Annotated in this window: 15 protein-coding genes and 3 tRNA genes; 13 read left to right on the top strand and 5 right to left on the bottom strand. The window is 36.3% G+C overall.

The window, feature by feature from the left end:
• Positions 1–39: 39 nt before the first annotated feature.
• A complete protein-coding gene (locus SMAR_RS03110; RefSeq protein ID WP_011838909.1) occupies positions 40–411 on the bottom strand; it encodes a hypothetical protein in 372 nt (123 codons plus the stop codon).
• A gap of 719 nt (positions 412–1,130) precedes the next feature.
• On the opposite strand from SMAR_RS03110, the gene SMAR_RS03105 reads away from it, so the two are divergent.
• Both SMAR_RS03105 and SMAR_RS03100 read left to right on the top strand, forming a co-directional pair.
• Positions 1,131–1,331, top strand: coding sequence for a hypothetical protein (locus SMAR_RS03105; protein WP_011838908.1), 201 nt, complete (start codon positions 1,131–1,133; stop codon positions 1,329–1,331).
• A 139-nt stretch (positions 1,332–1,470) separates the two neighbouring features.
• Positions 1,471–2,466, top strand: a complete 996-nt coding sequence (locus tag SMAR_RS03100) for a hypothetical protein (RefSeq protein ID WP_011838907.1) — start codon at positions 1,471–1,473, stop codon at positions 2,464–2,466.
• Positions 2,467–2,481: 15 nt separating this feature from the next.
• On the opposite strand, the gene SMAR_RS08375 is transcribed toward SMAR_RS03100, so the two are convergent.
• A tRNA-Tyr gene (locus tag SMAR_RS08375) sits at positions 2,482–2,649 on the bottom strand.
• A 74-nt stretch (positions 2,650–2,723) separates the two neighbouring features.
• On the opposite strand from SMAR_RS08375, the gene SMAR_RS03095 reads away from it, so the two are divergent.
• Entirely contained in the window at positions 2,724–3,374 is a 651-nt protein-coding gene (locus SMAR_RS03095) for a translin family protein (protein ID WP_011838906.1), read from the top strand.
• 3 nt (positions 3,375–3,377) lie between these two features.
• Here the strand turns inward: SMAR_RS03095 and SMAR_RS03090 are convergent.
• Positions 3,378–3,481, bottom strand: a tRNA-Gly gene (locus SMAR_RS03090).
• A gap of 57 nt (positions 3,482–3,538) precedes the next feature.
• On the bottom strand, positions 3,539–5,410 hold the full coding sequence (locus SMAR_RS03085; RefSeq protein ID WP_011838905.1) for a CBS domain-containing protein: 1,872 nt from the start codon (positions 5,408–5,410) through the stop codon (positions 3,539–3,541).
• 199 nt (positions 5,411–5,609) lie between these two features.
• On the opposite strand from SMAR_RS03085, the gene SMAR_RS03080 reads away from it, so the two are divergent.
• Both SMAR_RS03080 and SMAR_RS03075 read left to right on the top strand, forming a co-directional pair.
• Positions 5,610–5,684 (top strand) — tRNA-Glu (locus SMAR_RS03080).
• A gap of 90 nt (positions 5,685–5,774) precedes the next feature.
• Positions 5,775–7,157 (top strand): hypothetical protein, encoded by a 1,383-nt coding sequence (locus SMAR_RS03075; RefSeq protein ID WP_011838904.1) that lies wholly within the window; start codon positions 5,775–5,777, stop codon positions 7,155–7,157.
• Positions 7,158–7,167: 10 nt separating this feature from the next.
• On the opposite strand, the gene SMAR_RS03070 is transcribed toward SMAR_RS03075, so the two are convergent.
• Positions 7,168–7,725: a phosphoribosyltransferase gene (locus SMAR_RS03070; RefSeq protein WP_011838903.1), complete on the bottom strand. Its 558-nt coding sequence runs from the start codon at positions 7,723–7,725 to the stop codon at positions 7,168–7,170.
• Between the two features lie 97 nt (positions 7,726–7,822).
• Between SMAR_RS03070 and SMAR_RS03065 the strand changes: the two genes are divergently transcribed.
• From SMAR_RS03065 to pyrC, 8 genes are read left to right on the top strand one after another with little or no spacing between them, the layout of a single operon-like run.
• Positions 7,823–9,418, top strand: a complete 1,596-nt coding sequence (locus SMAR_RS03065; RefSeq protein WP_011838902.1) for a CTP synthase — start codon at positions 7,823–7,825, stop codon at positions 9,416–9,418.
• A gap of 4 nt (positions 9,419–9,422) precedes the next feature.
• Entirely contained in the window at positions 9,423–10,115 is a 693-nt protein-coding gene (locus SMAR_RS03060) for an orotidine 5'-phosphate decarboxylase / HUMPS family protein (protein ID WP_011838901.1), read from the top strand.
• Positions 10,112–10,723 (top strand): orotate phosphoribosyltransferase, encoded by a 612-nt coding sequence (gene pyrE / locus SMAR_RS03055; RefSeq protein ID WP_011838900.1) that lies wholly within the window; start codon positions 10,112–10,114, stop codon positions 10,721–10,723. The genes SMAR_RS03060 and pyrE overlap by 4 nt, the downstream gene beginning before the upstream one ends.
• Positions 10,724–10,762: 39 nt before the next feature.
• Positions 10,763–11,698 (top strand): aspartate carbamoyltransferase, encoded by a 936-nt coding sequence (gene pyrB, locus SMAR_RS03050; RefSeq protein WP_011838899.1) that lies wholly within the window; start codon positions 10,763–10,765, stop codon positions 11,696–11,698.
• A gap of 2 nt (positions 11,699–11,700) precedes the next feature.
• Complete coding sequence (locus SMAR_RS03045) at positions 11,701–11,901, top strand: hypothetical protein (RefSeq protein WP_052833802.1); 201 nt, start codon at positions 11,701–11,703, stop codon at positions 11,899–11,901.
• Positions 11,898–12,392 carry an aspartate carbamoyltransferase regulatory subunit gene (gene pyrI / locus SMAR_RS03040; protein ID WP_011838898.1) on the top strand — a complete coding sequence of 165 codons (495 nt, stop codon included), beginning with the start codon at positions 11,898–11,900 and terminating at the stop codon, positions 12,390–12,392. Before SMAR_RS03045 ends, pyrI begins: the two co-directional genes overlap by 4 nt.
• The gene (locus tag SMAR_RS03035) at positions 12,370–13,146 is read left to right on the top strand and encodes an iron-sulfur cluster-binding protein (RefSeq protein ID WP_011838897.1); all 777 of its coding nucleotides are present in this window, start codon (positions 12,370–12,372) and stop codon (positions 13,144–13,146) included. The genes pyrI and SMAR_RS03035 overlap by 23 nt, the downstream gene beginning before the upstream one ends.
• Positions 13,143–14,435: a dihydroorotase gene (gene pyrC / locus SMAR_RS03030; RefSeq protein ID WP_011838896.1), complete on the top strand. Its 1,293-nt coding sequence runs from the start codon at positions 13,143–13,145 to the stop codon at positions 14,433–14,435. Before SMAR_RS03035 ends, pyrC begins: the two co-directional genes overlap by 4 nt.
• The last annotated feature ends 1 nt before the right edge of the window (position 14,436 follow it).

Genomic DNA, 14,436 nt, shown 5'->3' with positions numbered 1-14,436 from the left:
TAGGTAAATATAGCGTTTAGCGGTTTAAACTAGAACTATTTATTTCTCACTTAATTGTTTAAGAGCTTCATATTTCTCGGTGAGATATTTTCTAAGCCTCTCATCTCTATTAATTAAATTAGCTAGATCCGATGTTATATTAAGCTCTACAAGATATTCTTCAACACTACCTCTAAAAGTTGTCCTCGTTCTCCTATCTCCCACCACTATGTTTTCATTCATAAGCTTATACAATGCTTCGCGAACCTGCTCCTCGCCAACCTCTTCTTCGCCAAGAGTTTTCCTGAGAGAAGCTATCTCACTAATTATTTCTGAAACCCATAGCTTCCTATACATAGCCAGTACTCTCAGAATATCTCCCAGAAGCTTATCCGGATCATTTTCTGACTCGAGAACTCGTCTAATATCCATTGATTTCCCCTCAACTATATCTAATCTTATCGAGCTTAATTAATACTAGTTTAGATTTAAAGAAAACTTTTTGATTAAATGAAAATATCTAATCTATGTGGTTGATGAAAATGTCTCTATATGATCTTGTGGTTGATAATATAGTTGATATAATACGTAATATTGACCTAGAAAAATAGAAGCTACTATTAGAACAAGAAATCGTCGATGAATATAAATCAAACAATTGTGTTGAAAACTTGTATAACGATGTTAAGAAAAGAGGCAATGATATATTTCTATACGGCATTAGAGACTATTTGCTTATTTGGATACTATACCATGGTTGTTTTGGAAAATTGTGAAAACCATGATTGTTTTAATTATTGGGTTCGCTTTATAAACCCTCACTAATATAATGGTTAATGATTTGGGAAATGCGGATGAAGGGCTCAAAAGTGGTCTGTGTGGAGCCCCGATAGCCCCCTCAATGAAGGGATGAAGCCCCAACCCAAGAGGGGGAAGCCCGTGCAAACAATAAAGCATGGGCAACCACTATATAAACTTACTGGGAAACTTACTAATGATCTTTAATACTTACTTCGATAAATACTTGTACGAAGTGGATGTTAAATTAGCTAAGTATCTTAGAAGCCTCGAAAATTTTCCCCAATTTAACAAGTTAAGTTAACATATTTTATATTAGCTAATCAACTGATTCAAACATATTGTGGGCGGAGATGACTAAAAATCTTCTAGGCCCAAGAGACCCTGAGGGATACTATATAGTTAAAGCTCCACAGAGCCTAGCTAGTATTATTGTAAAAAGATATCGGAAACAAATAGAATTGATCGAAATAGGCGATGAAATAATTATAAGGACTAAGAGTAGAAGAGTAGCTTTAAGCATTATAAAAGTGCTTGAAAGAAATAGGATCTGATCAGGATACAATAAAAGATATTCATACAATTATCTTTAATCATAGATCACATTCATACACGAATTAAAAATTGTTAAAACATATAACTACAACTCTTTATTATTTATTAATGGAAAACTTAGTTGAGGTAAAGAAGTATTTGAAGAAAGCCTCTATTTCTATTCCTCGATGGTTCCTTATAGGAGCTAGAATAAAGTCCTTAGAAGAATTGAGATCATTATCTGAGCATCTACTTACAATATACGGGCATGCTTTCCTACCCTTTGCAACACGATGCGTACCCATACCTCGGAGGAAATCAATTATATGTGATTATTCTAATCTAGCTAAACAAATAATTACTAATATGGATTTTTTCAAATCATATGGAGAACAAATAGTTGTTGCTACCCTACACACTGAATATATGGCTCCCATATGGTTTGACACAGAGTTCATAGATAACTATGTTAAATATACTAAACAATTAATCGATCTAGCTGTAAATCTCTGCCCTAAGCTTAAAGTTGTTGAAATAGAGATGCATCCAGGCTATTCTGATCATAGGGGATCTAGAAAGCCTATCAGCTCCATTATTGAAGGAATAACCGAATATATGTCTAGAATATACCCTTCTTTAGCTAATGCAGGACTTAGTCTAAGAATAACAATTGAGAATAGAGGTTCAGGCTCTCTCCGCAAGCCTCAGGCAGCTTCGAACTATAATGAACTCTTATCCTTCATGAAAATCCTTTCGGAGAAAATAATTGAGGCCGGATTTAACATAGATATTGGTCTTACAATAGATCCAATGCAGAGGCTAAGTCCGCTAAAGAAAAGATTAAAAAACACTAAGAGAGCGCTCAAAACTTTGATTATTGAAACATATAATTATGTAAGAATAAGAAATATTGCTAGAAATATTCACAGCATACATGCTCACTGGGTTAATAATAAGGGGATACAACATACTCCTCCCACAAAAGAGGATATGAAAGAAGCAGTAAAGTTCTATCAGGAAATAATAGTTTCAGTTGCTAGAGAAAATAATATATTCTATGTCGTCCCAGAAATCCTTCCCAATTATATAAGGAGATATGAAACATATCTTTTTACAAAAGAATTAGCTGATATAATGGAGAAACTAACTAGGTGATTATAATAAATTAAATGGTCCCGCGGGGGGGACTTGAACCCCCGACCACCCGGTATCTGCTGAGCCCTCTATTCGCCGCCCCGCCATCATTCTATTTCCCCAGGTTTCCGGGGATGTCTGGCGGGTGGGGGGCTCAGATTTTCCCCACTACAGCCGGGCGCTCTGCCGCTGAGCTACCGCGGGACCTATAATATATTTGTTTTATAAGGGGTTTTTATTTTTATAATTTATATTTTGTTTTATGTGGGTGTGTGTTTATGGTTTTGGAGGATGTTGTTGAGAAGGTTTTGGCTAATGATATATTGTTTATTGATAATGTTTTGAAGAAGAAGGATGAGGTTCGTGAGGAGGCTATTAGAATTACACGTGATATTTTAAGGTATAGTACGGAGGCTGTTAGACTTATTCATTTGGGGAAGTATGAGGAGGCTTGGAAAAATATTTCTATGGCGAGGGAGCTTATTGTTGATCTTCGAGAACTCCTAGCCGATCATCCTGATCTCTATTATAGTGGTTTAATATATAATAGTTTAAGCGAGTATGCTGAATCATATATAACGTATAAACTCATAGTAGATAGAGAGATGCCATCATATAAAGAAGTAGGTATTCCACATATTCCTTATCTACAAGGTTTAGGAGATGTTGTCGGAGAACTTAGAAGACATGTATTATCTCTTCTCGGCAATGGCGAGATAGAAGAAGCTATGGAGTATTTAGAGGTTATGGAAACAATATATTTATGGCTGAGAAAACTAAATTACCCAGACCCCCTAACGCCTGGACTGAGACATAAGGTTGATGTAGCTAGGAGACTGGTTGATGATACAAAGGTTTTACTCATAAATACCCGTAACGCATACATGGTTTCCAGAAAGATCGATGAAGCATTGAAAACTAAAGATTAGAATTGGTGCGGCGGCCGGGATTTGAACCCGGGATCTCCGGCGTTCTACACGGTTATACGAACCCGTATGGCAGGCCGGCGTCCTAGTCCAGGCTAGACGACCGCCGCATATCAATACATGTATTAAGTTGTTAGGGGTTTAAATTATTACTCAATAAAAACATGTTATGCCTCAGCTTTTTCTTCTCTTTTCTCAACAATTTTCTTCTCGACTTTAACTAGTTTCTTCGCTCTGCGAGCTAGTTCTCTTAGTATATCGTTTTTACTGACTATGCTTACCACTTGCCTATCATCGCTTAGAACAGGTATACCGTTTAGATTAGCTTCTTTCATTAGATCTATTGCTCTAGTTAGTAATGTGTTAGGAGATACGTATTTCCTATACGGCACCATAACATCTAGTGCTACTAGTGGAGTTATCTTTACATATCTGCCTCTCCTAGCTGCTCCGCGAACTAGTTTCCTAACCCATATAAGCCTCCTACTCTTAATACCTGTTACAGCATCTTCGAATGCTACAAATGGTAATCTATTAGCTGATACTACTCCTAGAACTCTTGAACCATCATAAACTGTTAACGCGTCTAGATATAGTGCTTTCATCTTGTTAACTACATGGTATAAGCTATGGAATGGGTGTACGCTGCCTGTTTTACCTGGCAAGATAACGTTTTCTACTAATAAGTCTACTAATAGTTTCCTAGCAGCATCTATTATTTGATCCTTTGTTATGAAACCTATTATCTCGCCTGATTCATTAACTACGAATACCACTTCTGATTCCGAGTTAACCATTTCTAGAGCAACATCTTCTATAGGGGTATCAGGATTTACTCTTGGAATATTCTTTGTCATAATATAGTCGATGAAGTATCTATCCTTAGTTCTCCTCCTCCACAGGGGCCCTTTAAGACCTAGAGCAAACAGCATGTTCCACTTAGTAACTACACCTACAATGTTTTCTTCCTCATCTAGTACTAGTAGATAATCTGTTTTTCTCCTAAGCATTTCTTTGCGTGCATGTTCCACGGTATCATTTATAGTGATCGCAGGTAGTTCTTCAATCATTATGTCATCGGCTAAAATACCTGCTCTCTCAACAGGTACAGCTTTCTCAACGAGTACTTGTGTTAATGTTTGTTCACGAGAAACATATTGTATACGCTCCTCTGCTCTAACAGGTATTGGTAACGGTATCTTAACGGGTACACGTATACGTCCAGGCTTTGCTCCTTCTAGATATGCTCTTATAATGTCTTCATAAGTTATTACACCAATAACTTTTCCATCATCATCAATTACCGGCACTAATGGTATATCGTGTTTAGCCATTACTTCAGCAACAGCTTCAACAGGCATATCCTGGGTTGCTACAAGCACTCCTCTAAGCATTATTCTCTTAACCTTTGCAGGCGTAGTTATATGTTGTTCGCTTTCACGGTGGAAGAACCATCTACCACTCCTTATGAACTCGTGATATGTTAGGATACCCTGTGGAATAGGTTCGTCAAGGCTTCTAACAACAACAACGCCTGGTTGTCCACGATAAACTATTCTGCTCCAAACCTTGTTAACACGATCATCTGCTACAACAATGTATCTATCTAGTTCTTTAACAGTCATAATCTCTGCTATACTTTCAGCGATAGGCCTATACCCAGCCTTGATCAAATAATTCAATATATCATTATAAGTAACAACTCCGTAAAGCTTCATTTCATCAATACTATTAACAACTGGGGCACCAATAGTTTTAAATTCTCGAAGCTTCTCGAAGACCTCCCCAATAGTCATGTCTTGAACAAGAACAGGATGCTCTCTTAAAGCATCCCTAACTCTAATTGTTGTATGGTGACTGGTAGGCATAATAAGCTCTATGGGTGTTAGATAACCTAATACTTTATCTTCAACTAGATCCTTTAATACAGGAATAACTGTTTCACCAGCCCTCCTAGCCTTACTTCTAACAACGCTTAAGGGTAGCGATAAATCTCTAACCACAAGCTTAGGTTTTCTAGTAATCTCCCAAATTCTCATACATATCACCTCTTAGATTTGTTTACGAAATAAACGTGTCCAGATACTTTTTTATCAGTATGGATTAATTAATACTTGGTAATCAATTTATATAATATTTCCATATTTATATTTCTAAGAATATAGGGCGGCAAGAAATATAAGCCTCTAACTATGGAGAAAAATATACCGAGAAAAGCGCGGGTATGGATACAGAGAAGCCGCCGTAGTATAGCCCGGCCAAGTATGCGGGCCTTTCGAGCCCGTGACCCGGGTTCAAATCCCGGCGGCGGCACTTTTTCTACTCTACATATGTAAAGCATTGTTAAATATTCGACATAGTGTAATTATTGTTTTGAATTAATAATGACGGTGTATTGGTGATATGGATAAACTAGATATAATTATTATATCGATCATAGTTGTTTTAATGCTTATACCACGCTTAATAGTTGCTCCTTATACTTCTGGTAGCGACATACCTCAGTTTGCAGGTTTTGCAGATACTTTTCTAAGACATGGTTTATGCTTCTATAAATATGCTGATACAAAGCATTCATCTACTGAGAACTGGCCTTATCCATGGCCATATGTTTATGGGCCGGGACTAGTATTGTTCCTAGCCCCCTTGAGACTACTTGCTTCCTCGCCTGTGATTCATTACTGGGATCGGGATGGTTACCACGTATATGTATCAATGGATTGGATAATTGCTTCTAAAACATTATTTATATTGTTCGATATTTTATCAACGATAATGATTTATGTGATTATTAAGGGTTTAGGCTATAATAGGAAATCCTCAGCAATCCTAGCTTCACTCTACGCTTTCAACCCGATGACAATATATATTTCAAGTATTTATGGAATGTTTGATCAAATACCTTTATTCTTCTTCCTCATAGGCATATATTTAGTATATGTTCGCAACAATAATGAATTAAGGAGAAAAGTCTGGGGATCATTTTCTTCGGGGCTGAGTGTTGCGTTTAAACATACATTCCTATTCCCTCTAACACTTATTATCTATGATCTAATTATGAAGAGAGATAAATGGTTTAGGAAAATCCTGCTCGTTTCAAGCTTGATTATTGGAGTATTAGTGTTGTTTATACCTTTTGAAATAGCTTGTCCTGGCAGCATAGAAATGTTCATAAACAATGCTTTATCTGTTAGTAAGCCTGGTTATACTCCTCCAATATGTTATAGTTTTAATGGATTATCTAGTCTTGCAACATATATTCATGAACACACAGGTAAGAATATGATGTTCCTCGTGGAGTATTGGTGGTTACCGGCTCTCACATTGTTAACCATGATCCTAATGGCTTATCTTGGTTTTCGTGATCCAGTTGTTTATTCTAGTCTAGCATACATAGTTTTCACAACAACATATTGGAGAGTTAATCATCAATATCTTGTTCCAGCAATTGCTTTCTCAATAATATTGTTTGCAAAACTCAGAGAATGTTATCGTTGTAGATTCTTAGCCATCCTATATGTTTTACTTATAGGTTTATGGCCGATAATGTTCCCGACAAGTTTTTGGACACACGTACATATAAGGGAGCCTAATATAGATATTTGGAGGCTTCTAGACCATTTCTCCCTCATGGTTTTCGATGAGGAAACCTATTTATTATACTCATTAGTCCTAACATTTACCGGCTATGTATTAGTATTAGAAGTAATAGGTTTAGGGTTGTCAAGAATACATTATAGAGTTGTTGCTGAAAAAATTGCTAAGACAATAAAGAAGCTTCTATAATATTGTTTTTCTAGGATTTCCCGATTAGGCTTCTGAGTATGCTTTGAAAAATGGTTTTATCCTCGCCTAGATCTTCGGGGTTAATGCTTGTTTCTCTACTTGTCTCAATTATTTCCCATGGGAAAACTACCCAGTTACGAGTCTCTTTATAGTAGTAGTCTGGATATATGGGGCTCCAAGGCTTTACATAGATTACCAGTGATTTAATGTTTCTAGCACCATATCTATTTAGTTCTTCTAATACTAATTGTAGTGTTCTACCACTATCAACAACGTCATCAACTACTAAGACATTTTTATTTCTCACAGGATGAGTTGGTGGTAGTGTTAGTTCTGGTTTAGCCTCCCGAGTTCCAATGCCTTTATAGAATTTTACACCTATAAAACCAATTTGATCCACTTCTAATAAGTCCGACAATATCCTTGCAGGAATAAGTCCACCCTTAATAACAGCATATATTATGTCAGGACGATAACCTTCACTAATCATAGTCTTAGCTAGATTAATCAAGGCTATATGGAGTTGTTTCCAAGAAATATATTCTAGCTTAATCTTCTCCCCTGTCATGGTTACAAGTATAACAATGTCATAATAAATATTTATTGCCTAGAGAATGTTGGAGTAGGTTTTTTAAGCTTATATAAACTTACTATGTGGTGGGCACATGGCTAAATATGTATTTATAACTGGTGGAGTATTATCTGGTTTAGGAAAGGGAGTTATAACAGCTTCTACAGGTTTATTACTGAAATCAATAGGGTATAGTGTTACAGCAATAAAGATTGATCCATATGTTAACGTTGATGCTGGAACAATGAATCCATATATGCATGGAGAAGTATTTGTTACAGAAGATGGTGGAGAAACAGATCTTGATATTGGCCATTATGAGAGGTTCCTGAACCAGAACCTGACCAAGAAACATAATATCACTACAGGACAGATCTACTATAGTGTTATCATGAAGGAGCGTAGAGGAGAATATTTAGGAAAATGTGTACAGATAATTCCGCATGTAACGGATGAGATCAAGGAGAGAATAAGGAGTGTTGCAAAAGAAACTCATGCAGACATAGTTCTCGTAGAGATTGGTGGAACTGTTGGTGATATTGAAGGATTACCTTTCCTAGAAGCAATTAGGCAGATGCGTATAGAGGAGGGTTATGGGAATACTGTAGCAATACATGTAGCTTTAGCACCAATAATATCTACTGGTGAACAAAAAACAAAACCTGTACAGCACAGTATTCAAGAGCTTAGAAGAATAGGTATTCAGCCGGACATAGTAGTTGTTCGCTCACCTAGAGAATTAGAAGAGGAGAATAGAGCTAAAATAGCATTGTATTCTAATTTATCGAAAGAAGCAGTGTATAGTGATCCAGATGTAGACATTATTTATCGTGTCCCAATAATTCTACATAGACAAGGATACACTAAATACCTCGCCGAGAAGCTGAGGCTAGAGTATCGTGAACCAGACCTGTCTAAATGGTATGATTTCTTAGAAAAGCTAACTAATCCTAAAAGGAAAACAAGGATCGCTATGATCGGTAAATACACTAAGCTCCACGACAGCTATCTAAGCATAATTGAAGCATTAAAACATGCGGGAGCATGGAATAATACAGGCATAGAACTAGGATGGTTTGAAGCAACAGATATTGAGAACGGAAAGTTATCTCTAGAAAAACTATTAGAGTATGATGGAGCAGTTATCTTGCCAGGATTCGGTAAGAGAGGGGCAGAAGGCAAAATCAAAGCTATACGTTTCCTGCGAGAAAACAATAAACCATTGCTGGGAATATGTTTTGGAATGCAATTAATGGTTGTCGAATACGCTAGAAACGTTGTAGGATTAGAGAGAGCGCATAGCACAGAAATAGACCCGAACACTCCATACCCAGTAATCGATTTATTGCCAAGTCAGTACAATGTCAAACATCTAGGAGGAACAATGAGGCTTGGAGCACACCCTATACATATCAAGAAAAACACTATTGCATGGCAAATTTATCGTAGAGAAATAGTTTATGAAAGACATAGGCATAGATACGAGGTTAACCCAAAATACATTGATAAGCTTGAAAACGCCGGTTTAAAAATAAGTGGTTGGAGCCCCGAGAAATACCCTGAATTCATCGAATTACCAAAATATAGAACATTATACTTCGGGTCCCAACCACATCCAGAATTCAAAAGCAGACCACTAACACCAGCTCCCATATATTATTACTTCATAAAGAAAATAGTTGGGGATTAACTCATTGAATAGTAGGATAATAGTAGCTCTAGACGTGACAAATAAGCCTCTAAACTGGTTCATTGATTTCATAGATGCAACTAAAAACATAGTTGCTGGATACAAGTTTGGCCTACCATTCCTTATAAGATATGGTTTGGAAGGTTTTATGGAAATATCCAAACTAATCGATAACAAGCATTACTGGATCATAGATTTCAAGCTAGCTGATATAGCACCAATAATGATTAATACAGTGAATCAACTAGTCGAGATGGGATACAATACATATATTGCACATGCATTCATAGGATTAGAGGGAGGATTATTTGAGTTAAAAGATTTTCTATCAAAACAAAATTCTAAATTAGTACTTGTAGCATCTATGAGCCATAAGGGATCACTAGATATCATAGATAAGTGTTTACTTAACATACTAGAAATTATTAAAAAACTTAAACCATGGGGTCTTGTCGCACCAGCTACAAGGCCGGATAGAATTATTGAGATTAAAAAGTTTCTATTCGAAAATAATATTCAAGCCAAAATATTTTCTCCAGGAATAGGTGTTCAAGGAGCCGCGCCAGGCACAGCTATTCGTGTTGGAGCTGATTATGAAATAATTGGTAGAATGATTACATTATCAAGTAATCCTATCAAGATTATTGAGGAAATTAACAAGATCCATAGAGAAATTATAGGGGTTGATCATAAATGAACAGTGAATCTGTTCTAGAGGAAATAGTTTTAGAACTCTATAGAAATAAACTTTTTAAGATCGGCGAATACAGGTTGACGAGTGGAAAAATAAGCCCTTACTATATTGATTTAAGAATTCTGCCAAGCTACTACGATATATATTCTAAAATAATTGATATTTCCTTATCTAAGCTGGAAAAATTAAACTTTGATATAGTGGTAGGAATAGAGTCTGCTGGAATAATTCATGCATCATTCATAGCGTGCAAAACACATAAGCCCGTTGGATATGTGAGGAAGAAACCTAAGCAACACGGTACTAAGAGACTTGTCGAGGGAATAGTTGCTGATAGAAATGTTCTGGTAGTTGATGATGTAGCAACAACTGGTGGTAGTTTGGAACATGCAGTTAATGCAGTAAGAAGTATGGGAGGTATTGTTGAGAAAGCATTTGTTTTTGTAGATAGAGAGGAGGGAGCGAGGGAGAGGCTTAAACGGCTAGGTGTTGAATTAATTTCTCTCATGAATATATGGTTTATAATTAATGTATTAGTGAAGCATAGACTAATTGATGAACAAACATATTATTTGATCAAGAATTACTTGAACAGAGAAAAACATAGTTAAACTTATATTTTTGTTATTACTATAAATTGTGCCGGGCACATGGGTTTTCCCAGAGGAGACGTACTAAGCATACTGGATTATAGCCGTGAAAACCTAGAATATCTCTTCTTAGTAGCTGATCAGATGGAAAAATATTTGTCTGAGAAAAAGAAGCTACACCTGCTAGACGGATATATTGTTGCATTAGCATTCCTCGAACCAAGCACTAGGACAATGTATAGTTTTCAATCAGCAACATATAGATTGGGCGGGAAAACACTTGTATTCACTAGTGAAACAGCTACTAGTCTAGCAAAAGGCGAGAACTTCGCAGACACTATTAGAATGCTTGATTCATACAGCGATCTAATAGTTATTAGGTCAAAATATGAAGGAACAGCAAGGTATGCTGCAGAGTTAGCGGAAAACCCCGTAATCAATGGAGGAGATGGAAGACATGAACACCCGACTCAAGCAATGATCGATTTATATACCATGTATAAAATATTTGGAGGAATAGATGGGTTAACAATAGGTATTCTAGGAGATCTAAAATATGCTAGAACAATAACAAGCTTCTTATATGGCTTAACAAGGTTTAAACCTAGAAAAGTATACTTGATATCTCCTGGAATACTTAGATTGAGAGAAGAAGTTAGAAATAAAATAGCTGAGCTAGGATTATCGTTTGAAGAAACAACGAGTCTACAAGATGTTATCGATGAACTAGATGTACTATATGTTACGAGAATCCAGAAGGAGAGATACCCTGATCCAATAGAGTATGAGCGAGTTAAGAACCTATACAGGATAAGCATTGATACATTGAGAAATGTTAAGAAAGAGTTTAGAATACTTCATCCCCTACCAAAAATAGATGAAATTGATTATAGAGTTGATGAAACTCCTTATGCAGCATATTTCTACCAAGCCAAGCTAGGTGTTCCGTTGAGAATGGCTCTATTATCCCTAGTACTTGGTGTTTGGAGGGGTTAAGTATGGAGAAGAAACTTGTTGTGGTTACTCGTGCTTTATTTTTTGGTTATTTTGGATGTTATGAGTATTTGCAGGGGCTTCCCCCTCTTGGGTCGGGTTTTCATTTCTTCATTGAGGGGGTTATCGGGGCTCCGCACCTACCACGCAGAGCTCTTCATCCACATCCTATTAATCATTACATTGGTGAGGTGTTTATGGAGTGAACCCCACTAATCTATCAAAATATCCAAATAAGCTAATAGTCTCGAAAATTAGGAATGGAATAGTTATAGATCATATACCTGCTGGTAAAGCATTGAAGGTTTTAAGAGTGCTTGGAATAACTGGTAGTGAAGGATTACGTGTAGCTTTAGTAATGAATGTTGAAAGCAGAAAGCTTGGTAGAAAAGACATTGTTAAAATCGAAGAAAAATTCTTATCAATGAAAGAATTAAGTCTCATAGCATTAATAGCGCCAACTGCTACAATAAATGTTATCAAAGAATACAAGGTTGTGGAGAAGCAAAGAGTTGAACCTCCAAGCATAGTTAAGGGCTTAATCAAGTGCCCGAACCCAACATGTATATCTAGGAAGAAAAACGAGCCTATTAAGTCATTGTTTAAGCTAAAATCAACTAATCCAATTATGTTGGAGTGCCAGTATTGTGGATATGTTTTGAAAGGTGACGAGATTGAAGACTATATTGAGTCCTAGCATTAAATACTACAGTATAAAATTAATAAATAATAACAAGTTATCATTAAACCTATACCTTTTAGATTTTAAAATACTGGATAACATAATTACTGAGCCAAAACCACCACAGTTCATTATGTTATGGGTTCCAGGATATGAAGCTATCCCAATGAGTGTGGCAGGTTTTAATAGTGAAGACAATACTTTATCAATACTTGTCAAACCAGTGGGACCAACTACTAGGCGCCTAGTATCTATGAGTTGTGGAAGCTATCTAGGTATGTATGGTTTCTTAGGCAGAGAACATATTCCACATGGCAACAAGTTCTTATTCGTAGCTGGAGGAAGCGGTTTAGCCCCTATACTATACTATTTAAAATATCTAGGTTGCACCCCTGACAAATGCCATGTATTATTTGGGTGTTGGAGAAGAGAAGAAATCGGAGATGCACCGAGACTCATAAGTAAACTAGGTGGAAAACCATATACTGCATGTTTCGGAGAATGCGATTATCAAGGAACAATCTTAGATGCATATACAAAGATTAATTTAGGAGAATACGATGCAATCATAGTATCAGGGCCGCCAGAAATGATCGGTAATATGCTTAACAAAGTGAATAATAATGTTAATCATTACTTTATACTTGAAGAAACAATTAAGTGTGGCTTAGGTTTATGTGGTAAATGCACATTAAGAAACCTCGGCAGACTTCTCTGTATTGACGGTCCTCTATTCAACTATGAGGATACCCTGAGGGTTTATAGTTGATCCCCCAAATAATTTATCGCGGATTAATATATGATTTGCATGGATTAAGAAAAGCAACATTAGTCATTGAAAACGGTTTTATAAAGGAAATACTTGATCCATGGGAAAACGTATCAGGAGAAATAGTTCTCGATTATAGAAGAGATAAAGAAGTCATAGCTTTCCCGGGATTCATTGATATGCATGTACATCTCAGAGATTTTAAGCAATCATATAAGGAAACAATAGAGACTGGCACCAAAGCAGCACTACATGGAGGCATTACTGTTGTTGGAGAAATGCCTAATACTCTTCCCAGAATAGATAATTTCTCAATTCTCGAGAAGAGAATGAAGATTTTAGAGAACAACTCATATACAGATTACTATGTATACATAGATGTTCCGGAGAATAAATCAGATGTTGAACAAATGATTAGAAACTCTGTTGTAATGGGTGTTAAGCTTTATCCTGAAAAAATAGGTTATCCAACACTAGATTATATGCTTGAAAAACTAGGAAGGATAAATAAGATATTAATTGTTCATCCCGAAGAACAATACATGATAGACAAGTATAAGACTAGTCTAGACGAGTATTATTGGTTTAGAGATGTTAGAGTTGAAATAGAATCTATTAGGCATGTATCTATTCTAAGCAATAAGTTCAACGTTAAAACTCATATAACACATATAACCAATTACTTATCACTACTAGAAGCTAAGAGGTTTGGATACACAGCTGATACTTGTCCCCACTACTTATTGTTCGACTATGAAAGATTTAATGCTAAGAACTGTTATGTAAAAGTCCTTCCCCCAATAAGGGATCACCAAAACCGGATCCTATTATATGATTTATTCGTATCAGGACATATTGATGCCTTAGCAAGCGATCATGCACCACATAGTGTAGTTGAGAAAATGTGTTGTCCAAAAACATGTCCTCCAGGTATTAACGGTGTTGAAGTAATAAGTGTTTTTGCAGGCGATCTTGTTTCTAAAGGAATCATTAGCTTAGACCAAATGTATCGTTTACTAAGCTATAATCCATCCAGGATTCTTGGTTTAAGAAAATATGGTATATTATGCAGGGGCTGTAGAGGTAATTTATCAATTATTAGGTTTAACTGTAAGACAAGAATAGAGCCTGGATACATTGTTTCTAAAGCGAAGTACAGCGTATATGATTCTTGGGAATTCCACTCATGCGTTGAAGCTACAGTTATTGGTGGGAAACTAGGTTTTCAACGTGGAAAAGGTTTTTCTCAAAAGATTCATGGACGAGCAGTCGGTGTTTTGGAGGGGTGAT

The organism is Staphylothermus marinus F1, assembly GCF_000015945.1.
Classification (GTDB): domain Archaea; phylum Thermoproteota; class Thermoprotei_A; order Sulfolobales; family Desulfurococcaceae; genus Staphylothermus; species Staphylothermus marinus.
Note: the sequence above shows the minus strand (reverse complement) of the source record. Positions and strands in the feature narration are given on the sequence as shown.